The sequence below is a fragment of the Listeria sp. MAN/IMW/UF555 genome (assembly GCF_058684075.1).
The window spans coordinates 1,391,360-1,417,958 of record NZ_JBZWZS010000001.1 but is presented as its reverse complement, the minus strand read 5'-3'; the positions used below and the strand labels follow the sequence as shown (position 1 = coordinate 1,417,958).

Sequence of the window (26,599 nt, the reverse complement as noted above, 5' to 3'; positions counted from 1 at the left end):
ATAAATATAAAAATGGAAAGGGGGAAACTAAATGCTTACATGGGTAATTCGAGTGTGTTTTTTAATCCTTGGCGGGACTACGGGAGTCTTTTCACTACCAGCACTATGGGTGAAACTTGGGATAGGACACATTTTGCTAATTAATAATCCTTATACTGATGCTTTGATTGGTGCACTTATATTTTATCTTATTACTTTCTGGGCGGTGAAATATGTAGAAGCCGCACTTAATTGGTTAGAGGAAAAATTAGCTAAAATTGCTATTGCAACGCTTATTTACGGGGGGTTAGGTTTATTTGTTGGTTTAGTTATTGCGTTTTTCGCGAGCAATGCTTTAAGTCAAACAAATATACCGCTTTTAAATTCAGTAGTACCAGTGATTTTAACGTTAGTACTAGGTTATTTAGGGTTCCGTATTGGAATTAGTCGTCGCAATGAATTTGGGAATTTTGTTAACAACAGAAATGCGAAGAAGAAAACGCCAGAAGAAGAGCAAACTGAGGAGAAATCTAAGAAAACCTATAAAATCTTGGATACGAGTGTTATTATTGATGGTCGTATTGCTGATATTTTAGCTACTGGGTTTTTAGATGGAACGGTTGTTATACCACTCTTTGTATTAGCTGAGCTTCAACATATCGCTGACTCTTCTGATACTTTAAAACGGACAAGAGGACGACGTGGATTAGATATTTTAAATCGAATTCAAAAAGAAGACTCTATCCAAGTGGAAATGTATGAAGGTGATTTTGAGGATACGCCAGAAGTGGACAGCAAACTTGTAAAACTTGCTAAAGTAATGGGCGGGATTGTCGTAACAAATGATTATAATTTAAACAAAGTATGCGAATTTCAAAATGTACCTGTTTTAAATATTAATGATTTGGCAAATGCGGTAAAACCTGTTGTATTACCAGGTGAGAAAATGACTGTTCTTATGGTGAAAGATGGTAAGGAGCATAATCAAGGCGTTGCATATTTAGATGATGGAACGATGATTGTTGTAGAAGATGGGCGTAAGTTTATTAATGAAACCATTCAAGTAGAAGTAACAAGTGTGCTTCAAACGTCAGCAGGAAGAATGATTTTTGCTAAACCATCCTGATTGGAAGGAGTAAACAAGCATGAATTATGAGCTGATTTTTTTAGCAGCAGGACAAGGCAAACGTATGAATGCGGAAAAAAATAAAATGTGGCTGGATTTAGTTGGTGAACCAATTTTCATTCATGCCTTGCGTCCTTTTTTGGCGGATAATCGTTGCTCGAAGGTGATTGTCGTGTGCCAGGAAACGGAAAGAAAACATGTGAGAAAGTTGATGCAACAACTTGATGTTGCAGAAGATAGAGTCGAGGTCGTAAAAGGCGGAAGTGAGCGTCAGTATAGTGTAGCTGCTGGACTTGAATGTTGTGGTTTAGAGAGCGTAGTACTTGTGCATGACGGAGCTAGGCCTTTTGTGACGCTAGATATTATTGATCGTCTGTTATTAGGTGTGAAACAAAATAAAGCTGCTATTTGTGCTGTTCAAGTGAAAGATACTGTAAAGCGAGTTATTCACGATGTTGTAAAGGAAACAGTTGATCGTGATAATCTCTGGCAGATTCAAACGCCACAAGCTTTTGAATTACACATTTTACAAAAGGCACATCGTCTCGCAAAAAAAGACCAATTTCTAGGAACTGATGAAGCTAGTTTGGTCGAGCGGATTCCATACCCTGTTGCTATTGTCCAAGGAAGCTATTATAATATAAAGCTGACAACTCCTGAAGATATGCCACTTGCAAAGGCGATTTTAGGAGAACTTGGAGGGAAATTAAATGATTAGGATTGGCCAAGGATATGACGTACATAAACTTGATTATGACCGTGAACTGATTATTGGCGGGATTAAGATTCCTTACGAAAAAGGTTTGCTAGGTCATAGTGATGCCGACGTACTACTTCATGCCGTTACAGATGCGATCATTGGTGCAATTGGTGCTTTGGATATTGGTCATTTTTTCCCGGATACGGATATGGCTTATAAAGACGCGGATTCAGCAGAGCTTCTTGCGGAAATTTGGCGACAGGTGGAAGCAGAGGGGTTCAAGCTTGGAAATTTAGATGCGACTATTATCGCTGAAAAACCGAAAATGGCTCCTTATGTGGAGTTGATGAAACGCCGGATTGCTGAGTTACTTCACGCAGAACCATCCCAAGTAAATGTAAAAGCAACCACGACGGAGAAATTAGGATTTACAGGTAGAGAAGAAGGAATCGCTAGTTTAGCGGTAGTCTTACTTGAAAAATAATTAAAGGAGTGAATAATTGTGAGTGAAACAAAACGAGTACGTGTACGTTATGCGCCTAGTCCAACTGGATTTTTGCATATTGGGAATGCGCGTACTGCCTTATTTAACTATTTATTTGCAAGACATAATGATGGAGACTTTATTATTCGAATTGAAGATACGGATGCGAAACGTAACGTAGCTGACGGCGAAGAAAGTCAAATGAAAAACCTAAAATGGCTAGGTATGGACTGGGATGAAGGTGTTGATGTTCCTGGGAAATATGGTCCTTACCGTCAATCAGAACGTCAATCAATTTATGAACCATTAATTCAACAACTTTTAGATAAAGGCTTGGCGTACAAATGTTATTGTACGGAAGAAGAATTAGAAGCAGAACGTGAAAAACAAAAAGCAAATGGTGAGATGCCGCGTTATAGCGGGAAATGCCGTCATTTAACAAAAGAGCAACAAGCAGAAAAAGAAGCACAAGGTTTTAAACCAAGTATTCGTTTCAAAGTACCAGCTAATGAAACAATTACTTTTAACGATATGGTTAAAGATGATGTTTCTTTTGAATCGAATGGTATTGGTGATTTTGTTATTGCGAAAAAAGATGGAATTCCTACTTATAATTTTGCTGTAGCAGTGGACGATCATTTAATGGAAATCTCGCATGTTCTTCGTGGTGATGACCATATTTCGAATACACCAAAACAAATTTTAATTTATAATGCTTTTGGCTGGGAACCTCCAATTTTCGGTCATATGACACTTATTGTGAATGAAAGCAGACGTAAATTAAGTAAACGTGACGGTTCGATTATTCAATTTATCGAGCAGTATCGTGACCTTGGATATTTACCAGAAGCGTTATTTAACTTTATTGCAATGCTTGGTTGGTCTCCTGAAGGGGAAGAAGAAATTTTCTCTAAAGAAGAATTTATTAAAATGTTTGATCCGAAGCGTTTATCTAAATCGCCAGCATTGTTCGATAATGTTAAATTGACTTGGGTTAATAACCAATATGTGAAAAAATTACCGCTAAATGATGTAGTGGAACTTTCTTTACCGCATTTACAAAAAGCCGGTGTTGTATCTGCTGATTTAGATCAAGCAGAACTTGACTGGGTGCACAAATTAGTTTCGCTTTATCACGAGCAAATGAGTTATGGTGCTGAAATTGTGCCACTTTCAGAAATGTTTTTCGCTGATGCTGAATCGATTACTTTTGACGAAGAAGAAAAGGCTGTTCTTGCTGAAGAAACAGTGCCGACAGTTATTTCTGCCTTCAAAAAAGAATTAGAAGCGCTAGATGTTCTTGAAGCGTCGGAAGTAAAAGCTGCCATCAAACGTGTTCAAAAAGAAACTGGCGTAAAAGGTAAAGGTTTATTTATGCCAATTCGTATCGTGACAACTGGCGAAATGCATGGTCCTGAATTGCCACTTGCAATCGAAGTTCTTGGTCTTGAAAAAGTACTAAATCGTTTAGATACATGGTTACAAAATAATTAATTTTAAATGAAAGTGCCTCGGCTATTTACGGGGCACTTTTTTATTTCGATATATTTCAGTTGCAAGGAATTTTATTGCTGTTATAATAGAACTAAATATACGGAAAAAGTGCTGATGGGAAGAAGTACGGAATTCTAAGCTTAAAGAGAGAGTCGCCGCGGCTGGAAGCGACTTAGCTGAACACTCCTGAAATGCCTCCCTGAATTCTGATGGGAAATTTAGTATCGTCAGACGAAATGTGGGTCGTTACCCCCACCCCTAGAGTTGGAGTATCTGCTAAAATTAGCAATACTCAAGTCAGAGTGGAACCGCGCAAAGCGTCTCTGTATTAGAGGGGCTTTTTTTGTTGGCGTAGGTTCAATGAAAAAATGTACGAACTTGAATAAGGAGGCAACAAAATGCCAACTCGCTTAAAAGAAGATATTGCAACAATTATAAAGAATGACCCTGCGACGAAGACTTTTTTTGATGCTTTTTTAACGAATCCGGGCTTACATGCACTTTGGTGGCACCGGGTGGCAAACTTTTTTTATCGTCACAAAATGGTTTTGTTTGGAAAAGTATTATCGCAGACTGCTCGTTTCTGGACTAATATAGAAATTCATCCCGGCGCAACAATTGGTAGAAGGCTTTTTATAGATCACGGTGCAGGGATTGTCATTGGAGAAACTGCTGAAATTGGTGATGATGTTACGATATTTCACGGAGTTACGCTTGGTGGGACCGGGAAGGACTGCGGGAAACGTCATCCAACGGTCGGTGATAGAGCGCTTGTTTCAGCGGGAGCCAAAGTACTTGGACCAGTTGATATTGGAGCAGATGCGCGAATTGGTGCGGGTGCGGTTGTTTTAAAAGACGTGCCACCAGGAGCAACTGTTGTCGGTATTCCAGCCAAAGTTGTTCGGCTTAATGGGCGTACGGTAGGGCACGCGGTTCCTAAAATGGATGAACTGACGTTACGAATTGCAGAATTAGAAAATATAGTAGAAAAACTTTTGAAGGAAAAGGAGTAGATCTGATTGTCGATACAAATTTTTAATACGTTAAAACGAGAGAAAGAGCCTTTTAAACCACTCAAAGATGGCGAAGTGAAAATGTATGTTTGCGGACCAACTGTGTACAACTACATTCATATCGGAAATGCGCGGCCGATTATTGTTTTCGATACAGTTCGACGTTATTTTACGTACCGCGGCTACGATGTGAAATTCGTGTCTAATTTTACGGATGTGGATGATAAATTGATTCGTGCGGCAAATGAGCTGAAGTTGACGGTTCCAGAAGTGGCGGATCGTTTTATTGGGGCTTACTTTGATGATGTGGATCAACTGAATGTGGCGAAAGCGACTGTGAATCCGCGTGTAACAGAAAATATGGATGAAATTATTCAATTAATCAGCACGCTAATCGAAAAAGGTTATGCTTATGAGTCAGCTGGCGATGTATATTTCCGTACGAAAAAATTCAAAGATTACGGGAAACTATCTGGGCAAGAATTATCGGAACTACAACACGGAGCACGGGTTGAATATAATGAGCGCAAGCAAGACGAACTTGATTTCACGCTTTGGAAAGCTGCTAAACCGGGTGAAATTTTCTGGGAAAGTCCGTTTGGAAATGGTCGTCCTGGTTGGCACATAGAATGCTCGGCGCTTGCGAAAAAATATCTTGGTGACACGATTGATATTCATGCGGGCGGGCAAGATTTAGTATTTCCTCACCATGAGGATGAGATTGCTCAATCCGAAGCGGCGACTGGAAAAACGTTCGCAAAATACTGGATGCACAATGCCTTTTTAAATATTGACGGGGAAAAAATGTCTAAATCGCTTGGGAATTTTATTACGCTGCATGATGTGTTAAAAGACAATGACCCAAATGTGATTCGTTTCTTCATGTTGTCCGTGCATTACCGTAAGCCGATTACATTAAATGATGCTATTTTAGAAGATGCCAAAAATGGGCTAGAGCGTTTGATGATTGCCTATCAAAATATTGACCACCGTATTCAAACAGATGACGGGGAATACGTGGAAGAAACCCACGAAGATGAATGGTTGGAGCAACTGACAGAATTAAAACAAGCATTTGAAGATGATATGGATGATGATTTTAATACTGCCAATGCGATTACTACTTTCCATGAGCTTGCGAAACGAGCGAATATTTATCTTTCAAAAGAAACTGTTTCTATTAATGTTTTGCGTGAATTTTTAAGTATGATGCGTTTATTTGCAGAAGTGCTAGGCTTGAAATTAGAAAATACGCAAACTGATTCACTGGATGATAGCGAAGTAGAAGCATTAATTGAAGAGCGTCTGCAAGCGAGAAATGAACGTAATTTTGCACGAGCTGACGAAATTCGTGACATTTTAAAAGAAAAAGATATTATTTTGGAAGATACTGCGCAAGGTACGCGGTTTAGACGGGGGTAAATCATGGCAGAAGTGAAAGACTACAAGCAACTTAATGGCCTCGCGCTTGCCTACATGGGCGATGCGGTGTACGAGAAATTTATCCGCGAATATTTACTTGCTGCTGGTAAAACAAAGCCGAATCAACTGCATAAAACTGCGACAAAATTCGTTTCTGCAAAAGGGCAGGCTGTAGCGCTTAAAGCTATGATTGCAGAAGGTTTTTTGACAGATGAAGAAGATCGGATTGCAAAGCGTGGCCGAAATGCCAAATCTTATACAATACCGAAAAATACAGATCCTGGGACATATAGCATGTCTACTTCTTTTGAAGCTGTACTTGGTTATCTTTATTTAGCAGGCGACATGGAGCGACTTCAAGAATGGATGGAAAAAGCGCTAGAAATAGTAGAAAAAGGAGTGGAAAATAACTAATGGAACAAGAAAATGAGCAAGAGTGGATTGGTGGGAGAAATCCTGTCCTTGAAGTATTACGATCTGATAGAGATATTCACAAAATCTATGTACAAGAAGGTTCGCAAAAAGGCGTTTTAAAACAAGTATTAACTTTAGCAAAAGAACGTAAAATTCAAGTTCAATTTGTACCAAAACAAAAAATTGAGAAGGTTGTAAGCGGCGCACATCAAGGGGTTGCAGCTCAAGTTGCGGCCTATCAATATGCTGAACTGGATGATTTATTTGCAGCAGCTGAAGCGAAAGACGAAATGCCGTTTTTCATTATTCTTGATGAGTTAGAAGATCCGCATAATTTAGGATCTATTATGCGTACGGCAGATTCTGTTGGTGCGCACGGGATTATTATTCCGAAACGCCGCTCTGTTGGCTTAACTCAAACGGTAGCTAAAGCTAGTACTGGTGCGATGGAGTATGTTCCAGTGGTACGTGTGACGAATATGGTACGTACAATGGAAGAATTACAAAAACGGGGACTATGGATTTTTGGAACCGATGCGAAAGGTAGTAGCGATTACCGGACAATGGATGTGGATATGCCGCTTGCTATTGTTATTGGAAGTGAAGGATTCGGAATGAGCCGCTTAGTCCGTGAAAAATGTGATTTCCTTGTTCATTTACCAATGCGCGGAAAAGTGACATCACTTAATGCCTCTGTTGCTGCAAGTTTGTTACTTTATGAAGTTTATCGGAAACGTTTCCCACTGGAGAAATAATGATGGAACAAATTCTGCTTGTTGACGGGTATAATGTGATTGGAGCTTGGCCAGAATTGAGTTTCTTAAAAGATCGCGATTTGGAAGCGGCGAGAGATAAGCTAATTGAGTGGATGGCGGAGTACCAAAGCTATACGGGATACCGAGTTGTAGTTGTATTTGATGCGCAGTTTGTTCGTGGAGTAAAGCGAAAAAGCAAGAAGCATCAAGTTGAGGTAGTGTTTACGCATGAAGATGAAACGGCAGACGAATATATTGAGCAAAAAGCAATTGAATGGAAAAATGCGCGGACGCAAATTATTGTAGCGACATCTGATTATACAGAACAGTGGGCTATTTTTGGACAAGGTGCGCTTCGGATTTCTTCACGTGAACTACTTTTTGAAATTCAAGAAATGAGTAAACAAATCGGACAGAAAATCAAACGAATTCAGGAAAAAATGCCAAAATCAAACCTCAATCTAGATTCTGATATTATTTCCCAGCTTGAAAAGTGGAGAAGAGGCGAGGAGTAAGGGATTGACGGGCTGTTTCTGACTATGTATAATGAAGCAACCAAAGAAGAAATCCTGTCGAAAAGGAGCCGATTAGCCTAGTGGAGAATTCAGTAAATCAAGAAGAAATGGCGATGCTTGAACTAGCTAGAAGCGGTGATACGGAAGCGTTAGAGTATTTTTTCAGTAAGTATCAGTCGGTTATTTACTGGAAATCGACGCAATATTTTTTACAAGGTGCAGAGCGAGATGATTTAATCCAAGAAGCAATGATTGGGCTTTTCAAAGCGATTCGAGATTACGATGAGTCAAAAGAAGCCTCGTTCCGTTCTTTTGCGGAAATGTGTATAAATAGGCAACTTCTTTCGGCGGTGAAGCGGGCATCTAGGCAGAAGAATATCCCTTTAAACAATTCAGTTTCGCTCGACACACCAATGGCTGAAGATGATGTAGACTGGACTTTGCTAGATGTTATTTCCGAAAAAGCAGCCGAAACCCCAGAAGATTTTCTAATTAAAAATGAAGATTTAACACATGTAGCGCGTCAACTTGAACAAGTCACAAGCGAATTTGAAAAAGAAGTATTAAAACAATATTTAGAAGGCAAAAGCTATCAAGAAATGGCGCTTTTCTTCAATAAAAAAGAGAAAGCTATCGATAATGCATTGCAACGAGTAAAAAAGAAAATGATGAAGCAGCTTGAATGAAAAAATAATTGACTAGCCAAGAGCCAAGTGTTATATTTATATGGATGAAATGTGCCTACTTTTTGGCATGGCATATTTAATGATTGCGGAGTTGAGATAATTTATGAAGAAGAAAACATCCCTCGCTTGTTCTGAGTGTGGTTCAAGAAACTATACAGTCAATGTTAGCGGGACACAGAAAGAAACTCGCTTAGAAGTGAAGAAATTCTGTCGACACTGCAATAAACATACATTACATCGAGAAACAAAATAGACGATATGGAGGTTTTGGTATGTCTGCAATAGCAAGATTCTTTCGGAATGTTTCATCCGAAATGCATAAAGTTACATGGCCAACTAGAAAAGAACTTTTAACATACACAGTAACAGTAGTTATCACAGTTATTTTATTTGCTTTATTCTTTATGTTAATTGATTTTGGTATCGAACAAATTATTAAACTTATCGTGTAGTGCTAGGAATTTTACAAAGATAATGATATACTATTACTTGAGACAAAACCCGTACAACTTTCGGGTTTTTTATTTTGGATTATACTAAAAGGAGGATGGCGGCAAAATAGGATTGCTGCCAACTAAACAATGGAAAAAAATTGGTATGTAGTTCATACTTACTCCGGTTATGAAAATAAAGTCAAAGCAAACCTAGAAAAACGTGTAGAATCAATGGGCATGTCAGATAAAATTTTCCGAGTTATTGTACCGGAAGAAGAAGAAACAGAAGTGAAAAATGGTAAAACAAAAACAATCAAACGTAAAGTTTTCCCAGGTTATGTATTAGTAGAAATCGTTATGACAGATGATTCTTGGTATGTCGTGCGTAATACTCCAGGAGTTACTGGATTTGTTGGTTCTTCAGGTTCTGGCTCGAAACCAACACCATTACTTCCAGAAGAAGCAGATCGTATTCTGAAAAGCATGGGTATGGTCGAAAAACGTGCTGAAGCTGACTTTGAAATCGGTGAAACAGTTATGGTCAAAGAAGGGCCATTCGCTGACTTCTCTGGTAAAGTGGATGAAATGGACAACGACAAAGGTAAAGCGAAAGTCATGGTTAACATGTTCGGTCGTGAAACTCCAGTCGAAGTGGATTTCAACCAAATCGAAAAACTTTAAAATGTGCAACCTCTACATTATTTGTGGAGGTTGTTTTGTTAGGGAGGCGAACAAATGGACAAGGCTAAGCAGATATATTTGGATTTTAAACGAGAAGCTATATTTTTAGATCTCGATTTCCCTTTATTCTTAGGTAATGGTCCAGGGTGCGGTGAACTTTGTATGGATTATAGCAAACAAGATGGCTATATGCTTTACGGTTATGAACGCGGCGAACGAAACAGTGAATTCAAAACAACTGATTTTGAAGAGTTTAAATATGAAGTTTTTCTGCATATTTGTTGGTATATGGGGATGGAATTTGAACTGCGCCATCGTAAAGAAGACATCGAACGCGACGATAACATTCTTGAAACGGATACCCGTAAAATCGCTTTTGAAAAAACATTGCAGTTATTAAAAACAGTAAACCCAGCTTGGATTGATAAGGCTGCGCAAGGTTACACAGCTTATTTGAACTTATGGCGGAAAGACCAAAACGTTTATTTCGATAAAACGACCATGGAATTTAAAGTAAATATCTAAAAAAATCTTGCAACGAAACGTTTAAGATGGTATCATATATAAGTACGTTTTTGACGTATGTTTTAACGTGGGAGGGGAAATATCAGCCCCAGTCAACCACATCACGGACTTAAGGAGGTATGTCTCGTGGCAAAAAAAGTGATTAAAGAAGTTAAACTTCAAATTCCAGCAGGTAAAGCAAATCCTGCACCTCCAGTTGGACCTGCATTAGGTCAAGCTGGCGTAAACATCATGGGATTCTGTAAAGAGTTTAATGCTCGCACAGCCGATCAAGCTGGTCTTATTATTCCTGTTGTGATCACTGTATTTGAAGACCGTTCGTTTACGTTCATCACTAAAACTCCACCAGCAGCTGTATTACTTAAAAAAGCAGCTAAAGTGGAAAAAGGATCCGGTGAACCAAACAAAACAAAAGTTGCATCTGTAACTCGCGCTCAAGTACAGGAAATTGCTGAAACAAAAATGCCAGACCTTAACGCTGCAAATGTTGAATCTGCAATGCTAATGGTTGAAGGTACTGCACGTTCTATGGGTATCACTATCCAAGACTAATCGTGTGTTTCACAATTTGACAATTAAGGAGGAAAAGAAATGGCTAAGAAAGGCAAAAAGTATCAAGATGCTTTAAAACAAATTGATGCAAACAAAGTTTACACTGCAGAAGAAGCAGTTGAACTTGCTAAAAAAATTGACTTCGCTAAATTCGATGCAACTGTTGAAGTAGCATTCCGTCTTGGCGTTGACCCTAAAAAAGCGGACCAACAAATCCGCGGTGCTGTTGTATTACCAAACGGTACTGGTAAAACTCAACGCGTATTAGTATTCGCAAAAGGTGAAAAAGCTAAAGAAGCTGAGGCTGCTGGAGCTGATTACGTTGGTGAATCTGAATTCGTTGAAAAAATCAACCAAGGTTGGTTTGAATTTGACGTTATCGTTGCTACACCTGACATGATGGGTGAAGTTGGTAAATTAGGCCGTGTCCTTGGACCAAAAGGTTTAATGCCAAACCCTAAAACTGGTACAGTAACTATGGACGTAACTAAAGCAGTAAACGAAATTAAAGCTGGTAAAGTAGAATACCGTGTTGATAAAGCTGGTAACGTCCACGCTGCAATCGGTAAAGTATCTTTTGATGCTGCTAAACTAGTAGAAAACTTCCGCACTGTGAATGACGTTCTACAAAAAGCAAAACCTGCTGCTGCGAAAGGTACTTACGTGAAAAATCTTTCCGTAACAACTACTTTCGGACCTGGAATCAAAGTCGACCCAGCTAGCTTATAAAATTTAACTTGACCAGCCCCTTGTCTTTTGATAAGATAGGCTAGTTGAAACAATCAAATATCCTTACCGTAGACAGTTGGCGCGTTTATCGCTTAAATATGCCACCCGAGGGATTTCTTTTGAAGTGTGCGTTCGCGCGCATTTCACAAAAACCTCTGGCGTCTACGGTGTCAGAGGTTTTTTGTTGCTGATCAAACGGAACTAGTGTCTGTTTAATTAGATTTAATTGTTGGACGGAGGTGGAAAAATGAGTAAAGTTCTTGAAGCTAAACAAAGTGCAGTTGAAGAAATTAAAACTAAATTATCAGCTAGTGCGTCTACAGTAATTGTTGATTACCGCGGCTTAAACGTTGGCGAAATCACTGACTTACGTAAACAATTGCGTGATGCTGGTATTGAATTTAAAGTCTACAAAAACTCACTAACTCGCCGTGCTGTTGAAGCTAACGGTTACGAAGGTTTAGAAGGAGCTCTAACTGGTCCTAACGCAATCGCATTCAGTAATGAAGACGTAGTTGCGCCTGCGAAAATCCTTAACGATTTCGCTAAAGATCACGAAGCACTAGAAATCAAAGCCGGTGTTATTGAAGGTAAAGTTGCTTCTCTTGAAGAAATTAAAGCACTTGCAACACTTCCATCACGCGAAGGATTGCTATCTATGCTTTGCAACGTACTTCAAGCTCCAGTTCGCGGTCTTGCTATCGCTACTAAAGCTGTTGCTGACCAAAAAGAAGGACAAGAAGCATAATCTGTTCTACCCAGGGGAAACCCTACAAACAAATCTCGGTTAAATCCGAAAAAATTATATTATTGGAGGAATTTCAAAATGGCTTTAAACATTGAAGAAATCATTGCTTCCGTAAAAGAAGCATCTGTATTAGAACTTAACGATTTAGTAAAAGCAATCGAAGAAGAATTTGGCGTAACTGCTGCTGCTCCTGTAGCTGTAGCTGCTGCTGGTGGCGGTGCTGCTGAGCAAACTGAATTCACTGTAGAACTAGCTTCTGCTGGAGATTCTAAAATCAAAGTTATCAAAGTGGTACGTGAAATCACTGGTCTTGGCTTAAAAGAAGCTAAAGAATTAGTTGACAACGCTCCTAAAGCTCTTAAAGAAGGCGTTGCTAAAGAAGAAGCTGAAGAAATCAAAGCTAAACTTGAAGAAGTTGGCGCTAACGTAGAAGTTAAGTAATTAACTTAAAGACCTTAGATACTTGTTATCTAAGGTCTTTTTTATTGCAATTAATCAAGTTTAAGATGAGTTACCGAAAATGCTACATCCGAGTAAGATTTTATGCTAAAATAGCTAGAGATACGAAAGGAAGGTGCGGTTCTTGACTAACAATCATTACTACACAAACGACGAAACAATTAAACACAACCGAAAAACATGGCAAGTGATGTTAAAAGGTTTTAATATGAGTTTTACAAGTGACAATGGCGTGTTTTCCAAAAATACGATCGATTTTGGCTCGAAATTATTGATTGAGTCTTTTGAGTTAGAAACGAAAACAGGAAAAATCTTGGATGTTGGTTGTGGCTATGGTCCGATGGGATTAACGGTAGCGAAAGCATTCCCTGATAGCCAAATTGAAATGGTAGATGTTAATTTGCGCGCACTAGAACTTGCGAAAGAAAATGCGGAAATCAATAAAATTACGAATATGCATATCTATGAAAGTTCGGTTTATGATAACGTAACGGCGAACGACTACCAAGCGATTATTAGTAATCCGCCAATTCGTGCAGGGAAAAAGATAGTTCACGCGATATTAGAAGGTGCTTATGATCACTTGCAAGAAACCGGAGAACTTTGGATTGTTATTCAAAAGAAACAAGGCGGTCCATCTGCTGAAAAGAAAATGGAAGAAGTTTTCGGTAACGTTGAAACAGTGGCGAGAGATAAAGGGTATTTTATTTTTAGAAGCGTTAAAAACTAAAATTTAGGTAGTTATGGAATTTTGCAAAACACTTGAATTAATGAGTGCTAATTAAATTTCAAAACATAATGAAAAAGAAGCGGCAAATATTATAACATGTCGCTTCTTATTTTTCTAGAAAAATATTTGACATAGGTGGAGAGATGTTGTATTATAGTATAATGCCAAAAGAATCTATACCGTTTTTTTGCGCTGCATTTTATTTCAAAATATGACAAAAAATGAAGCGTTTGCGCGGTTTTTGGTGCTATAAATAAACATGGATGTGGTTTTCAGAAATAGTTGATGAAATCCGCTTTCTTTTTGTCTAAAGCAGCAATTTTTTCTTTTTGAAGTTCCACTTGATTTCGACCTAGGTTTTGTCTGATTGCGATTATGCGAATCAGATGTACACAAGGTAGCAGGAAACTTTTGATGAACGATGTTTAAGGCTGATGAAGGAGTATGGAAGTACTTACTTTTGAACGATTTAACTTAAACATCGGGTGCGGGGGGTTCCACTGTTTTTGTGCCTAAAAGAGAAGTCAGTGTGCTTATAAATTTTTTAATTAATTTGAGGGGTGAATAGTTTGTCAGGACATTCAGGACATGATGTAAAATATGGACGGCATCGTACGCGTAGAAGTTTTGCGCGAATCAGTGAAGTACTTGAATTACCAAACTTAATTGAGATTCAAACAGCTTCTTACCAATGGTTCTTAGATGAAGGGCTACGTGAGATGTTCCGCGATATTTCGCCAATTGAGGATTTTGCGGGTAATTTATCTTTAGAATTCATTGATTACGATCTTGGAGAACCGAAATACTCGGTAGAAGAATCTAAGAACCGTGATGCAAACTATGCGGCTCCACTACGCGTGAAGTTGCGCCTAATCAACAAAGAAACCGGCGAAGTAAAAGACCAAGAAGTATTTATGGGTGATTTCCCACTAATGACTGAAATGGGTACGTTCATTATTAATGGGGCAGAACGTGTTATCGTTTCCCAATTAGTTCGTTCTCCAGGTGTTTACTTCAATGGAAAACTAGACAAAAATGGTAAAAAAGGCTTTGGTTCTACTGTCATCCCTAACCGTGGGGCTTGGCTTGAGTATGAAACAGATGCAAAAGACGTTGTACACGTTCGTATTGACCGTACACGTAAATTACCAGTAACTGTTTTACTTCGTGCACTAGGCTTTGGTTCCGATCAAGAAATTATTGATTTAATCGGGGACAATGACTACTTGCGCAACACGCTTGAAAAAGACAACACTGACAATGCTGAAAAAGCACTTCTAGAAATTTACGAAAGATTACGTCCGGGTGAACCCCCAACAGTTGATAACGCTAGAAGCTTACTAGTTTCTCGTTTCTTTGATCCAAAACGCTACGATCTTGCAAGCGTTGGACGTTATAAAATCAACAAAAAATTACATCTAAAAAACCGTCTATTCAACCAAACATTAGCAGAAACTTTAGTGGATCCAGAAACTGGTGAGATTATCGCTTCTAAAGGTGACATTTTGGATCGTCGTAATTTAGATCAAATTATTCCTAATTTAGAAAACGGTGTAGGTTTCCGCACACTTCGTCCAACTGATGGAGTTATGGAAGATAGCGTACTCGTTCAATCTATTAAAATTTACGCACCAAATGATGACGAAAAAGAAATCAACATCATTGGTAACGCGTATATTGAAGAAAATGTAAAACACATCACGCCTTCTGATATTATTTCATCCATTAGCTACTTCTTTAACTTGCTACATGGTGTTGGCGATACAGATGACATCGATCACCTAGGTAATCGTCGTCTTCGTTCTGTTGGTGAACTTTTACAAAACCAATTCCGTATCGGTTTATCCCGTATGGAACGTGTAGTTCGTGAGCGTATGTCTATTCAAGATATGACTACAATTACACCACAACAATTGATTAATATTCGCCCAGTAGTTGCTTCTATTAAAGAATTCTTTGGTAGCTCGCAGTTATCTCAGTTCATGGATCAAACAAATCCACTTGGCGAACTTACGCATAAACGTCGTCTTTCAGCGCTTGGACCTGGTGGTTTGACGCGTGAACGTGCTGGTTATGAAGTACGTGACGTGCATTACTCTCACTATGGTCGTATGTGTCCGATTGAAACGCCAGAGGGACCAAACATTGGTTTGATCAACTCCCTTTCTTCCTTTGCGAAGGTAAATAAATTCGGCTTTATCGAAACGCCTTACCGCCGCGTAGATCCTGAAACAAACCGTGTTACTGATAAAATCGATTATCTAACTGCGGATGAAGAGGATAATTACGTAGTAGCGCAAGCGAACTCGAAATTAGACGAACAAGGTACTTTCACAGAAGAAGAAGTTATGGCTCGTTTCCGTTCAGAAAACTTAGCGGTAGAAAAAGAACGTATTGACTACATGGATGTATCGCCTAAACAGGTTGTATCTGTTGCGACAGCATGTATTCCGTTCCTTGAAAACGATGATAGTAACCGTGCGCTAATGGGAGCGAACATGCAACGTCAAGCAGTTCCTCTTATGCACCCTGAAGCTCCATTTGTTGGAACAGGTATGGAACACGTATCTGCAAAAGACTCTGGTGCTGCTGTAACTGCCAAACATGACGGTATTGTAGAACACGTTGAAGCTCGCGAAATCTGGGTTCGTCGTGTATCTCTAGTGGATGGCAAAGAAGTAACTGGCGGAATTGATAAATATACATTACGTAAATTTGTTCGTTCTAACCAAGGTACTTGTTATAACCAACGTCCAAACGTAGCAGAAGGTGACCGCGTTGTTAAAGGAGAAATCCTTGGTAACGGTCCATCAATGGATTCCGGTGAACTTGCTCTTGGTCGTAACGTACTAGTTGCGTTCATGACTTGGGATGGTTATAACTACGAGGATGCGATCATCATGAGTGAACGTCTTGTAAAAGATGACGTTTATACTTCGATTCATATTGAAGAATTCGAATCAGAAGCTCGTGATACAAAACTCGGACCTGAAGAAATGACGCGTGATATTCCAAATGTTGGGGAAGACGCTTTACGCGACCTTGACGAACGTGGAATTATCCGTGTTGGTGCTGAAGTAAAAGACAACGACCTTCTAGTTGGTAAAGTAACACCAAAAGGAGTTACCGAATTAACTGCAGAAGAACGTTTATTACACGCTATCTTTGGTGAAAAAGCACGTGAAGTTCGCGATACTTCATTACGTGTACCTCATGGCGGCGGCGGAATCGTGCTTGACGTGAAGATCTTTACACGTGAAGCTGGCGACGAACTACCACCTGGTGTAAACCAATTAGTACGTGTTTATATTGTACAAAAACGTAAAATCCACGAAGGCGATAAAATGGCCGGACGTCACGGTAACAAAGGGGTTATCTCCCGTATTTTACCTGAAGAAGATATGCCATTTATGCCAGACGGAACACCTGTTGACATCATGCTTAACCCACTAGGGGTACCATCTCGTATGAATATCGGACAAGTACTTGAGCTGCACTTAGGTATGGCTGCTCGTGCTTTAGGAATTCACGTTGCAACTCCAGTATTTGATGGAGCGAATGAAGAAGATGTATGGAGCACTGTGGAAGAAGCCGGTATGGCCCGCGATGCGAAAACAGTTCTTTACGACGGACGTTCTGGTGAAGCATTTGATAACCGTATCTCTGTTGGTGTAATGTACATGATCAAACTTGCCCACATGGTTGATGATAAACTACATGCTCGTTCAACTGGACCTTACTCTCTAGTAACGCAACAACCGCTTGGTGGTAAAGCACAATTTGGTGGACAACGTTTTGGGGAAATGGAAGTATGGGCACTTGAAGCATATGGTGCCGCTTATACACTTCAAGAAATCCTAACGATTAAATCAGATGACGTGGTTGGTCGTGTGAAAACTTACGAAGCGATTGTTAAAGGCGAAAGCGTTCCAGAACCTGGTGTGCCAGAATCCTTCAAAGTACTCATCAAAGAGCTTCAAAGTCTTGGAATGGATGTTAAAATGCTTTCCGCAGACGAAGAAGAAATCGAGATGCGTGACATGGATGATGACGACTTTACTAATCAAAATGATGCCTTCAATATCGTACAACCGGAAAATGCAGCTGCTGAAAAGACTGAGTAATTCGGTTCGATAATTGAGACTCCAAAACAATAAGAAACAATGATTTGTTTTTTGCAAAATATAAAATTAAGCGATCGCTAAGACTTTACCTGAAAAGTCTGGGAAGTGTGCGGGAATCCCCAAGCGCTTCCTAAAGCGAATGCTCCAAACTAATTTAGGAGGTTGGGCACTTGTTAGATGTTAATAATTTTGAGTATATGAAAATCGGTCTGGCATCTCCAGATAAAATTCGTTCATGGTCTCACGGTGAAGTAAAAAAACCTGAAACCATCAACTACAGAACGCTGAAACCTGAACGTGACGGCTTATTCTGTGAAAGAATTTTTGGACCAATGAAAGACTGGGAATGTTCTTGTGGTAAATACAAACGTGTTCGCTATAAAGGCGTAGTTTGTGACCGTTGTGGAGTAGAAGTAACGAAATCAAAAGTGCGCCGTGAACGTATGGGCCATATTGAACTCGCAGCTCCTGTTTCTCACATCTGGTACTTCAAAGGAATTCCAAGCCGTATGGGTCTTGTTATGGATATGTCCCCACGTGCATTAGAAGAAATTATCTACTTTGCATCTTACGTGGTTACAGAACCAGGCGATACTCCACTTGAAAAGAAACAACTTTTATCTGAACGTGAATACCGCGTTTATCGCGAAAAATATGGTAAAGGTTTCTCAGCTGGTATGGGCGCAGAAGCTATCAAAAAAATCTTAGCCGATATCGACTTAGAAAAAGAAACAAATGATTTAAAAGAAGAACTAAAATCTGCACAAGGTCAACGTCGTACTCGTGCAATTCGTCGTTTGGAAGTTATGGAAGCTTTCCGTAATTCCGGCAACAACCCAAGCTGGATGGTACTTGACGTGCTACCAGTTATCCCACCAGAAATTCGTCCAATGGTACAACTTGAAGGTGGCCGTTTTGCAACAAGTGATTTGAATGACTTATATCGTCGGGTAATCAACCGGAACAACCGTTTGAAACGCCTTCTTGATTTAGGTGCACCAAACATTATCGTGCAAAATGAAAAACGGATGCTACAAGAAGCTGTCGATGCTTTAATTGACAACGGTCGTCGTGGTCGTCCAGTAACAGGTCCAGGTAACCGTCCGCTTAAATCCCTTTCTCATATGCTTAAAGGGAAACAAGGTCGTTTCCGTCAAAACTTACTAGGTAAACGTGTCGATTATTCTGGTCGTTCCGTTATCGTAGTTGGACCTAACTTAAAAATGTACCAATGTGGTCTTCCAAAAGAAATGGCACTTGAATTATTCAAACCATTTGTTATGAAAGAACTAGTTGGACGCGGCTTAGCACACAACATTAAGAGTGCTAAACGTAAAATCGAACGTATGTCACCAGAAATTTGGGACGTATTAGAAGAAGTTATCCGTGAACATCCGGTACTACTTAACCGGGCGCCTACGCTTCACAGACTTGGTATTCAAGCATTTGAACCAACTCTAGTTGAAGGTCGCGCAATTCGTCTTCACCCTCTTGTATGTACAGCTTACAACGCTGACTTTGATGGTGACCAAATGGCGGTTCACGTTCCTTTATCCGCAGAAGCACAAGCAGAAGCACGTATTTTAATGCTTGCAGCTCAAAACATTTTGAACCCTAAAGATGGTAAACCAGTTGTAACACCTTCCCAAGATATGGTGCTAGGTAACTACTACCTTACTTTAGAACGTGAAAATGCTGTCGGCGAAGGTACTATCTTCAAAGACATCAATGAAGCGCAACTTGCGTATCAAAACGGCTATGTACACTTACATTCACGTATTGCTGTATTTGCTGGTTCGATTCCAAATGAACGTTTCACTGATGAACAACGTAACCAATTATTAATTACGACTGTTGGTAAACTGATTTTCAACACAATCTTACCAAAATCGTTCCCTTATATTAATGAACCAACGAAATTCAACTTAGAAATCGAAACACCAGCGAAATATTTCGTTGATACAACAACTGATGTTCGTGCTCATATTGCGGCACAAGAACTAATCGATCCATTCAAGAAGAAAATCCTCGGTAACATTATCGCGGAAGTCTTCAAGAAATTCCATATTACCGAAACTTCAAAAATGCTTGACCGTATGAAAGATCTTGGTTTCAAAATCTCGACTAAGGCCGGCATGACAGTAGGTATTGCGGATATTCTAACACTTGAAGAAAAACATGAAATTCTTGAAAAAGCACATGATACTGTTGAAAAAATCACTAAATCATTCCGTCGTGGTTTGATTACAGATGATGAAAGATACGAACGCGTTATCGGTGTATGGAATGCTGCCAAAGACGAAATCCAAGGAAAACTGATCTTGAGTTTGGACCGCTTAAACCCAATCTTCATGATGCAAGATTCCGGAGCTCGTGGTAACATTTCCAACTTTACACAGCTAGCTGGTATGCGTGGACTGATGGCTGACCCATCCGGACGTATCGTAGAATTGCCGATTACATCTAACTTCCGTGAAGGTTTAACGGTCTTAGAGTACTTCATTTCTACCCATGGTGCGCGTAAAGGTCTTACCGATACAGCCCTTAAAACAGCCGATTCCGGTTACCTTACTCGTCGTCTTGTTGACGTGGCTCAAGATGTTATCATTCGTGAAGACGATTGTGGCACTGACCGCGGTCTTACAATTAAGGCTATCCGTGAAGGTACTGAAATCATCGAACCACTTGAAGAACGTCTGGAAGGTCGTTATTCTCGTAAAACAATTCGTCACCCAGAAACAAAAGAAGTTATTGCACGTGAAAATGACCTAATTACAGAAGCAATTGCCACTCAAATCGTTGACGCTGGTATTGAAGAAGTAACTATCCGTTCTGCATTCACATGTAATACAAAACACGGCGTATGTAAAAAATGTTATGGTAAAAACTTGGCAACTGGTACAGAAGTCGAAGTTGGAGAAGCAGTTGGTATCATCGCTGCCCAATCTATCGGGGAACCAGGAACTCAGCTTACTATGCGTACATTCCATACAGGTGGGGTTGCCGGAGACGATATCACGCAAGGTCTTCCACGTATTCAAGAAATCTTTGAAGCACGTAATCCGAAAGGGCAAGCTATCATCACTGAAGTTGGTGGTGAAGTTGTTTCTATCGAAGAAGGTCGTGATCGTCAACAAGAAATCACTATCCAAGGTACAGATGACCGCCGTTCTTACAACATTCCTTACACTGCTCGCTTGCGTGTAGAAGAAGGAAGTATTGTTGAACGTGGGGAAGCTCTAACTGAAGGTTCTGTGGATCCTAAAGCCTTGATTCGTGTTCGTGACGTATTATCCGTTCAAGAATATCTACTTGCTGAAGTACAAAAAGTTTACCGTATGCAAGGGGTAGAAATTGGCGATAAACACGTTGAAGTAATGGTTCGTCAAATGTTACGTAAAATCCGCGTAATGGATACTGGTGATACAAACATCTTACCAGGTACATTAATGGATATTCATACGTTTACAGAAGCCAACCGCGATGCTATCTTAAGTGGTAGCCAACCAGCAACAGGTCGTCCAGTTCTTCTAGGGATTACAAAAGCTTCCCTTGAAACTGATTCCTTCTTGTCTGCTGCATCATTCCAAGAAACAACTCGTGTCTTGACAGATGCTGCTATCAAAGGAAAACGTGACGAACTTCTAGGACTTAAAGAAAATGTTATCCTAGGTAAACTTGTTCCAGCTGGTACTGGTATTGGTCGTTACCGCAAACTGAAATCCGAAGTTATCAAGGAAACAGCTGAAGTAACTGACGAAATCACAAATATTTAATTTTACAAAGCCAAGTGTGTCGTTCGCGCGCACTTGGCTTTTTTTGTTATACTCTAGAAAAAGGAGTGAAGTGATTTGATTACACAGGTTATTTGGGATATGGGTGAAACATTAAATACTGTACCAAACACCAGATACGACCATCACCCTCTTGATACTTACCCGGAAGTAGTGCTGCGCAAAGACGCCAAAGAAACACTTGAAAAAGTAAATCAACTCGGATTCAAACAAGCAATTCTCAGCAACACCGCAACGAGCGACACAGAAGTAATTAAGCGCGTACTAACTAATTTTGGCATCATCGATTATTTTGATTTCATTTACGCATCCAATTCCGAGTTACAACCAGGGAAAATGGAAAAGCCAGACAAAACTATTTTTGATTTTACACTAAATGCTCTTCAAATTGATAAAACAGAAGCAGTCATGGTCGGAAATACATTTGAAAGTGATATTATTGGCGCAAATCGTGCAGGAATCCATGCGATATGGCTGCAAAATCCAGAAGTCTGTCTTCAAGATGAGCGTTTGCCCCTTGTCGCACCACCATTTGTTATCCCAGTTTGGGACTTAGCCGATGTTCCCGAAGCCCTTTTATTATTAAAGAAAATTTCTTCTTGACCTGTAATGCATTACACAAAGTAAACTAAAAAAGTAGAAGATATTAGCCGGAAGGGGCGAACGAAATGACTGAAGTGAAAAAACAATTTCCAAAAGGATTTTTATGGGGTGGAGCAACTGCTGCGAACCAAGTTGAAGGCGCTTACGATTTAGATGGTAAAGGCCTTTCCACAGCAGATATGGTAAAATTCATTCCAAAAGAAGAACGCACGAAAGATCACGCATTAGATGTATCTAAAGCAGAAATCGAAGCAATTATCGCAGGGAAAGTAGAGGGTAGATTCCCTAAACGTGATGGCGTTGATTTTTATCATCACTATAAAGAAGACATCGCATTATTTGCCGAAATGGGCTTTAAAACATTCCGACTATCACTAAACTGGGCGCGTATTTTCCCGAACGGTGATGACAAAGAGCCGAACGAAAAAGGTCTTGAATTTTATGATAAAGTGTTTGATGAATTATTAAAATATGACATTGAGCCACTTGTGACACTTTCTCACTATGAAACGCCACTAAATCTTACTTTAAAATATAACGGTTGGGCTGATCGTCGCGTTATCGGATTTTTCACGAACTACGCAGAAACAGTTTTCAAACGTTATAAAAACAAAGTAAAATATTGGCTAACGTTTAACGAAATCAATGTTATTTCACTTAGCGCATACACTGGTGGTGGCGTACTTTTAGAAGATGCTAAAAACCCACTAGAGCTTTCTTACCAAGCGGGACATCACCAATTCGTAGCCAGCGCACTTGCTACAAAATTGGCGCATGAAATTATTCCAGGATCACAAGTTGGGTGTATGCTAGCGCGTATGGCGACATATCCTGCGACTAACAACCCTGATGACATCTTAAAAGCACAATACGAAAACCAACAAAACCTATTTTTCACAGATGTTCATGCTCGCGGTGAATACCCAAGCTACATGAACCGCTTCTTCCAAGAAAACGACATTAACATCGTAAAAGAAGTTGGCGACGACGAAATCTTAAAAGCACACACAGTTGATTTCATCTCATTCAGCTATTACATGTCCCTATCCGCAACAGCTAGCCCAGAAGGCGACCGCTCTGCTGGGAACTTAATGGGTGGCGTGAAAAATGAATACTTGGAGTCCTCCGATTGGGGTTGGCAAATTGACCCGAAAGGCTTACGCTGGACATTAAACGATCTATATAGCCGCTATGAATTACCACTTTTCATCGTGGAAAATGGCTTAGGTGCTTATGATACAGTAGAAGAAGACGGCAAAATCCATGATGATTACCGAATTGACTACTTGCGCAAACACATCGAACAAATGAAAGAAGCAATTGCAGACGGCGTAGATTTAATGGGCTACACAAGCTGGGGTCCTATTGACCTAGTAAGTGCCTCCACAAGCGAAATGTCCAAACGCTACGGCTTCATCTACGTAGACCAAGATGACTGGGGCAAAGGAACATTAGAACGCTCTCGCAAAGATTCATTCTTCTGGTATAAAAAAGTAATTGAAACAAATGGTGAAGATTTAGATTAATAGAAAGTTAGCAGTCCCGCTTTGGCGGGGCTGTTTTTTATTTTTATATCAATTAATGGGATGAGAGCTAAGATAACCCCCGGGATATATAGTGATGTAGACGTTTGCCTTTTTCCATAACGGGAAAACATAGGATGGAATTCAAAGAAAGAGGGCGTAAACATGGAACGAGAAAGAAAAATTCAAATCTTAAAAGACATTGTGAATATTGATTCGACTAATGGGCATGAGGAACAGGTTGCGAACTACTTACAGAAGTTGTTTGCTGAGTATGGTATTGAGTCTGAAAAGGTGCAATATGATATAGACCGAGCTAGTCTTGTTAGTGAAATTGGTTCTAATGATGGAAAAGTTTTGGCGTTTTCAGGGCATATGGATGTGGTTGATGCTGGCGATGTATCTAAATGGAAGTTCCCGCCTTTTGAAGCAACGGAGCATGAAGGGAAAATATACGGACGTGGCGCGACGGATATGAAATCAGGCCTAGCTGCGATGGTTATTGCAATGATTGAGCTTCATGAAGAAAAACAAAAACTAAACGGTAAAATTAAATTATTAGCAACAGTTGGTGAAGAAGTCGGTGAACTTGGAGCCGAACAACTAACGCAAAAAGGTTACGCAGATGATTTAGATGGTTTGATTATCGGCGAACCAAGCGGACACCGGATTGTTTATGCGCATAAAGGTTCCATTAATTATACCGTTAAATCCACTGGTAAAAATGCCCATAGTTCGATGCCGGAATTTGGTGTTAATGCGATTGATAACTTGCTGCTATTTTATAATGAAGTAGAAAAGTTTGTGAAATCAATTGATGCTACTAACGAAATATTAGGCGATTTTATTCATAATGTCACTGTAATTGATGGTGGAAATCAAGTCAATAGTATTCCTGAAAAAGCGCAACTACAAGGGAATATTCGCTCGATTCCAGAAATGGATAATGAAACAGTGAAACAAGTGCTAGTGAAGATTATCAATAAGTTAAATAAACAGGAAAATGTGAATCTGGAGTTAATATTTGATTATGACAAACAACCAGTATTTAGTGATAAAAATTCGGATTTAGTAAATGTTGCTAAGCGTGTAGCAAGTGACATTGTCAAAGAAGAAATCCCATTACTCGGTATTTCCGGAACAACCGATGCAGCAGAATTCACGAAAGCCAAAAAAGCATTTCCAGTAATTATTTTTGGACCAGGAAACGAAACGCCTCACCAAGTAAATGAAAATGTTTCTGTAGAGAATTATTTAGAAATGGTGGATGTGTACAAACGAATTGCGATAGAATTTTTATAAATGCTGCGAAAACTAGTTCTGACAGTGCTTTTGGCGATAAACTGAATCTTAATTAAAACACATCTTAGTTTTTTAAAGGAATAAACGGACGAAAAATCGTCACTTTTAAAGAGAATTATGCTCTGAAAGGTCTTTTTTTAGCAAAAAATAATGGGCTCCTCGTGTTAATATTAGTTTTAAATGCAATAACTTAGTACATTAATTATTAGATAGGAGACTACTATGAACGTAAGAACTTTACTAGTTCGTGTTGGAGTAATATTAACTATGGCTTTAGGAATTAGTTTGTGGCTAGGCACGAGTCCGGGAATTGACGCACAAGCAGCAAGCCTTGCACAACCGACACCGATTAATGAAGTGTTTCCTGACACTCAAATGGCTTTAACAATGGCGAATAAACTAGGGAAAACAAAAGTTACTGATCTTGTTTCGCAAAGTGAATTGGATAGCCTGACCGAATTGAGATCTAATTTACCAATAGCTTCAATTGAAGGAATTCAGTATCTGACAAACTTAACAGAATTAAATATAAGTAATGCTGAAGTAAGTGATATAAGTGCTTTGAAAGATCTAACAAAATTAACAAAGTTAGAAATGTATCAGAATAATATTAGTGATATAAACGTTTTGGAAAACCTGACGAACATAACAGATTTAGACTTACATGATAATCAGATAACGGATATAAGCCCCGTAAGAAATTTGACTAATTTAGTTGTACTAAACTTATCTTATAATCAAATAAGTGATATTAGTGCAGTGTCAACTCTAAGTAAACTAAACGATTTAGGGTTTACTGATAATCAAGTAAGCGATATTAGCGCAGTTGCTGGATTAAACAATCTATCTAGTTTGGGTTTGGGTTATAACCAAATAAGCGACATAAGTATACTGACGAACTTAACCAATTTAGATGGTCTGAGTATAGACCATAATCAAATAAGTGACTTAACGCCAATAGCGAATTTGACCAATTTAACTTTCGTGGGTTTGCATAATAATCAAATAAGCGACTTAACTCCAATTGCAAATTTAACTAATTTAACAAGAATGTATTTATCAGGTCAGCAAATAACCAACAATCCAATACCTTTTCACAGCAATATTGCTATTCCTAACAATGTGAAAAATAATAAAAATGATGTTATCGCACCACTTGTAATAAGTAATGAAGGAACCTATGACAATTCTAATGTTATTTGGAATCTAGCTGATTATGTTAATAAAGTGAGTTATACTTTTTCACAACAGGTAACGATTGGTAGTGCCACAGAAACTTTCAATGGGACAGTAACACAGCCATTAGAGTTATATACTGTGACTTTTGATGTGGATGGAGTAACAACTAACGATACATTAGAGGCAGATACCCTACTAACCGAACCAACACCGCCAACAAAAGAAGGTTACACATTCACAGGCTGGTATGATGCAAAAACAAACGGTACTAAATGGGATTTTGAAACGGATAAAATGCCGGCGAAAGATATTACCTTATATGCTCAGTTTAGTGAGGATGAAAGCCCAGCAGATGATGATACGGACAAAGATACACCAAATGCCCCTGCTATAAACGATGGAGACGCGGTGCATTCTCTGGATAGTTCAGAACCACCTGCTGAGGAAAATGTAAATATATCGCTACCAAAAACAGGTGATAGTCAAAACCCATTAGTTATTTTCATGGGACTGTTTCTGCTTGGTACAGGGATTATTTCGCTTCACAAAATACGCAATTAAATAAAAGTCTAGTATTTGTTTGTAAACAGGTGCTAGGCTTTTTTCTTGCTTTTAATAAAGTTTAGTA

At 39.2% G+C, this 26,599-nt stretch carries 25 protein-coding genes and 2 other annotated features; all 25 genes read left to right on the top strand.

Annotated features, from left to right (window positions below; genetic code table 11):
* Positions 1 to 31: 31 nt before the first annotated feature.
* The gene (locus tag AC4PG8_RS07070) at positions 32 to 1,105 is read left to right on the top strand and encodes a PIN/TRAM domain-containing protein (protein ID WP_003770118.1); all 1,074 of its coding nucleotides are present in this window, start codon (positions 32 to 34) and stop codon (positions 1,103 to 1,105) included.
* 19 nt (positions 1,106 to 1,124) lie between these two features.
* Positions 1,125 to 1,823 carry a 2-C-methyl-D-erythritol 4-phosphate cytidylyltransferase gene (ispD, locus tag AC4PG8_RS07065; RefSeq protein WP_003760078.1) on the top strand — a complete coding sequence of 233 codons (699 nt, stop codon included), beginning with the start codon at positions 1,125 to 1,127 and terminating at the stop codon, positions 1,821 to 1,823.
* A complete protein-coding gene (gene ispF / locus AC4PG8_RS07060) occupies positions 1,816 to 2,289 on the top strand; it encodes a 2-C-methyl-D-erythritol 2,4-cyclodiphosphate synthase (protein ID WP_003760080.1) in 474 nt (157 codons plus the stop codon). Before ispD ends, ispF begins: the two co-directional genes overlap by 8 nt.
* Positions 2,290 to 2,307: 18 nt before the next feature.
* The gene (gene gltX / locus AC4PG8_RS07055; protein ID WP_492170198.1) at positions 2,308 to 3,783 is read left to right on the top strand and encodes a glutamate--tRNA ligase; all 1,476 of its coding nucleotides are present in this window, start codon (positions 2,308 to 2,310) and stop codon (positions 3,781 to 3,783) included.
* A 102-nt stretch (positions 3,784 to 3,885) separates the two neighbouring features.
* Positions 3,886 to 4,111, top strand: a binding site (T-box leader).
* Positions 4,112 to 4,181: 70 nt separating this feature from the next.
* A complete protein-coding gene (epsC, locus tag AC4PG8_RS07050) occupies positions 4,182 to 4,796 on the top strand; it encodes a serine O-acetyltransferase EpsC (protein WP_003760085.1) in 615 nt (204 codons plus the stop codon).
* 6 nt (positions 4,797 to 4,802) lie between these two features.
* The gene (gene cysS, locus AC4PG8_RS07045) at positions 4,803 to 6,218 is read left to right on the top strand and encodes a cysteine--tRNA ligase (RefSeq protein WP_010990303.1); all 1,416 of its coding nucleotides are present in this window, start codon (positions 4,803 to 4,805) and stop codon (positions 6,216 to 6,218) included.
* 3 nt (positions 6,219 to 6,221) lie between these two features.
* On the top strand, positions 6,222 to 6,632 hold the full coding sequence (locus AC4PG8_RS07040) for a Mini-ribonuclease 3 (RefSeq protein ID WP_003760089.1): 411 nt from the start codon (positions 6,222 to 6,224) through the stop codon (positions 6,630 to 6,632).
* The gene (gene rlmB / locus AC4PG8_RS07035; protein ID WP_003724085.1) at positions 6,632 to 7,387 is read left to right on the top strand and encodes a 23S rRNA (guanosine(2251)-2'-O)-methyltransferase RlmB; all 756 of its coding nucleotides are present in this window, start codon (positions 6,632 to 6,634) and stop codon (positions 7,385 to 7,387) included. The genes AC4PG8_RS07040 and rlmB overlap by 1 nt, the downstream gene beginning before the upstream one ends.
* Positions 7,388 to 7,389: 2 nt before the next feature.
* Positions 7,390 to 7,902, top strand: coding sequence for an NYN domain-containing protein (locus AC4PG8_RS07030; RefSeq protein WP_010990304.1), 513 nt, complete (start codon positions 7,390 to 7,392; stop codon positions 7,900 to 7,902).
* Between the two features lie 80 nt (positions 7,903 to 7,982).
* Positions 7,983 to 8,588 (top strand): RNA polymerase factor sigma-70, encoded by a 606-nt coding sequence (locus AC4PG8_RS07025; RefSeq protein ID WP_185485025.1) that lies wholly within the window; start codon positions 7,983 to 7,985, stop codon positions 8,586 to 8,588.
* A gap of 103 nt (positions 8,589 to 8,691) precedes the next feature.
* Complete coding sequence (gene rpmG / locus AC4PG8_RS07020) at positions 8,692 to 8,841, top strand: 50S ribosomal protein L33 (protein ID WP_003728079.1); 150 nt, start codon at positions 8,692 to 8,694, stop codon at positions 8,839 to 8,841.
* Between the two features lie 19 nt (positions 8,842 to 8,860).
* Positions 8,861 to 9,040 (top strand): preprotein translocase subunit SecE, encoded by a 180-nt coding sequence (gene secE / locus AC4PG8_RS07015; RefSeq protein ID WP_003765079.1) that lies wholly within the window; start codon positions 8,861 to 8,863, stop codon positions 9,038 to 9,040.
* Between the two features lie 129 nt (positions 9,041 to 9,169).
* Positions 9,170 to 9,703: a transcription termination/antitermination protein NusG gene (gene nusG, locus AC4PG8_RS07010; RefSeq protein ID WP_003760101.1), complete on the top strand. Its 534-nt coding sequence runs from the start codon at positions 9,170 to 9,172 to the stop codon at positions 9,701 to 9,703.
* A gap of 54 nt (positions 9,704 to 9,757) precedes the next feature.
* Positions 9,758 to 10,228, top strand: coding sequence for an Imm63 family immunity protein (locus AC4PG8_RS07005; RefSeq protein ID WP_492170197.1), 471 nt, complete (start codon positions 9,758 to 9,760; stop codon positions 10,226 to 10,228).
* Positions 10,229 to 10,354: 126 nt separating this feature from the next.
* Positions 10,355 to 10,780 carry a 50S ribosomal protein L11 gene (gene rplK / locus AC4PG8_RS07000; RefSeq protein WP_003718336.1) on the top strand — a complete coding sequence of 142 codons (426 nt, stop codon included), beginning with the start codon at positions 10,355 to 10,357 and terminating at the stop codon, positions 10,778 to 10,780.
* A 39-nt stretch (positions 10,781 to 10,819) separates the two neighbouring features.
* Positions 10,820 to 11,509 (top strand): 50S ribosomal protein L1, encoded by a 690-nt coding sequence (gene rplA / locus AC4PG8_RS06995; protein ID WP_003726838.1) that lies wholly within the window; start codon positions 10,820 to 10,822, stop codon positions 11,507 to 11,509.
* A gap of 48 nt (positions 11,510 to 11,557) precedes the next feature.
* Positions 11,558 to 11,701 (top strand) — a sequence feature (ribosomal protein L10 leader region).
* A 55-nt stretch (positions 11,702 to 11,756) separates the two neighbouring features.
* A complete protein-coding gene (gene rplJ / locus AC4PG8_RS06990) occupies positions 11,757 to 12,257 on the top strand; it encodes a 50S ribosomal protein L10 (protein ID WP_003732833.1) in 501 nt (166 codons plus the stop codon).
* 78 nt (positions 12,258 to 12,335) lie between these two features.
* Positions 12,336 to 12,698 carry a 50S ribosomal protein L7/L12 gene (gene rplL, locus AC4PG8_RS06985; protein ID WP_003765087.1) on the top strand — a complete coding sequence of 121 codons (363 nt, stop codon included), beginning with the start codon at positions 12,336 to 12,338 and terminating at the stop codon, positions 12,696 to 12,698.
* A gap of 142 nt (positions 12,699 to 12,840) precedes the next feature.
* Positions 12,841 to 13,446: a class I SAM-dependent methyltransferase gene (locus AC4PG8_RS06980; protein ID WP_185505360.1), complete on the top strand. Its 606-nt coding sequence runs from the start codon at positions 12,841 to 12,843 to the stop codon at positions 13,444 to 13,446.
* Between the two features lie 569 nt (positions 13,447 to 14,015).
* On the top strand, positions 14,016 to 17,570 hold the full coding sequence (gene rpoB, locus AC4PG8_RS06975) for a DNA-directed RNA polymerase subunit beta (RefSeq protein ID WP_045553271.1): 3,555 nt from the start codon (positions 14,016 to 14,018) through the stop codon (positions 17,568 to 17,570).
* 170 nt (positions 17,571 to 17,740) lie between these two features.
* Positions 17,741 to 21,346, top strand: coding sequence for a DNA-directed RNA polymerase subunit beta' (gene rpoC, locus AC4PG8_RS06970; RefSeq protein WP_112120231.1), 3,606 nt, complete (start codon positions 17,741 to 17,743; stop codon positions 21,344 to 21,346).
* A gap of 75 nt (positions 21,347 to 21,421) precedes the next feature.
* The gene (locus AC4PG8_RS06965) at positions 21,422 to 21,967 is read left to right on the top strand and encodes an HAD family hydrolase (RefSeq protein WP_492170196.1); all 546 of its coding nucleotides are present in this window, start codon (positions 21,422 to 21,424) and stop codon (positions 21,965 to 21,967) included.
* Between the two features lie 65 nt (positions 21,968 to 22,032).
* Positions 22,033 to 23,493, top strand: coding sequence for a glycoside hydrolase family 1 protein (locus AC4PG8_RS06960; RefSeq protein WP_003770157.1), 1,461 nt, complete (start codon positions 22,033 to 22,035; stop codon positions 23,491 to 23,493).
* Between the two features lie 162 nt (positions 23,494 to 23,655).
* The gene (locus tag AC4PG8_RS06955) at positions 23,656 to 24,792 is read left to right on the top strand and encodes an ArgE/DapE family deacylase (protein WP_492170195.1); all 1,137 of its coding nucleotides are present in this window, start codon (positions 23,656 to 23,658) and stop codon (positions 24,790 to 24,792) included.
* Between the two features lie 267 nt (positions 24,793 to 25,059).
* Positions 25,060 to 26,532, top strand: coding sequence for a leucine-rich repeat domain-containing protein (locus AC4PG8_RS06950; protein WP_492170194.1), 1,473 nt, complete (start codon positions 25,060 to 25,062; stop codon positions 26,530 to 26,532).
* The last annotated feature ends 67 nt before the right edge of the window (positions 26,533 to 26,599 follow it).

What these genes read in the sequence shown, in the direction of transcription:
- AC4PG8_RS07070 (WP_003770118.1), top strand. Translation starts at nt 32, where the DNA reads ATGCTTACATGGGTAATTCGAGTGTGTTTTTTAATCCTTGGCGGGACT.
- ispD (WP_003760078.1), top strand. Translation starts at nt 1,125, where the DNA reads ATGAATTATGAGCTGATTTTTTTAGCAGCAGGACAAGGCAAACGTATG.
- ispF (WP_003760080.1), top strand. Translation starts at nt 1,816, where the DNA reads ATGATTAGGATTGGCCAAGGATATGACGTACATAAACTTGATTATGAC.
- epsC (WP_003760085.1), top strand. Translation starts at nt 4,182, where the DNA reads ATGCCAACTCGCTTAAAAGAAGATATTGCAACAATTATAAAGAATGAC.
- AC4PG8_RS07040 (WP_003760089.1), top strand. Translation starts at nt 6,222, where the DNA reads ATGGCAGAAGTGAAAGACTACAAGCAACTTAATGGCCTCGCGCTTGCC.
- rlmB (WP_003724085.1), top strand. Translation starts at nt 6,632, where the DNA reads ATGGAACAAGAAAATGAGCAAGAGTGGATTGGTGGGAGAAATCCTGTC.
- AC4PG8_RS07030 (WP_010990304.1), top strand. Translation starts at nt 7,390, where the DNA reads ATGGAACAAATTCTGCTTGTTGACGGGTATAATGTGATTGGAGCTTGG.
- rpmG (WP_003728079.1), top strand. Translation starts at nt 8,692, where the DNA reads ATGAAGAAGAAAACATCCCTCGCTTGTTCTGAGTGTGGTTCAAGAAAC.
- secE (WP_003765079.1), top strand. Translation starts at nt 8,861, where the DNA reads ATGTCTGCAATAGCAAGATTCTTTCGGAATGTTTCATCCGAAATGCAT.
- nusG (WP_003760101.1), top strand. Translation starts at nt 9,170, where the DNA reads ATGGAAAAAAATTGGTATGTAGTTCATACTTACTCCGGTTATGAAAAT.
- AC4PG8_RS07005 (WP_492170197.1), top strand. Translation starts at nt 9,758, where the DNA reads ATGGACAAGGCTAAGCAGATATATTTGGATTTTAAACGAGAAGCTATA.
- rplA (WP_003726838.1), top strand. Translation starts at nt 10,820, where the DNA reads ATGGCTAAGAAAGGCAAAAAGTATCAAGATGCTTTAAAACAAATTGAT.
- rplJ (WP_003732833.1), top strand. Translation starts at nt 11,757, where the DNA reads ATGAGTAAAGTTCTTGAAGCTAAACAAAGTGCAGTTGAAGAAATTAAA.
- rplL (WP_003765087.1), top strand. Translation starts at nt 12,336, where the DNA reads ATGGCTTTAAACATTGAAGAAATCATTGCTTCCGTAAAAGAAGCATCT.
- AC4PG8_RS06960 (WP_003770157.1), top strand. Translation starts at nt 22,033, where the DNA reads ATGACTGAAGTGAAAAAACAATTTCCAAAAGGATTTTTATGGGGTGGA.
- AC4PG8_RS06955 (WP_492170195.1), top strand. Translation starts at nt 23,656, where the DNA reads ATGGAACGAGAAAGAAAAATTCAAATCTTAAAAGACATTGTGAATATT.
- AC4PG8_RS06950 (WP_492170194.1), top strand. Translation starts at nt 25,060, where the DNA reads ATGGCTTTAGGAATTAGTTTGTGGCTAGGCACGAGTCCGGGAATTGAC.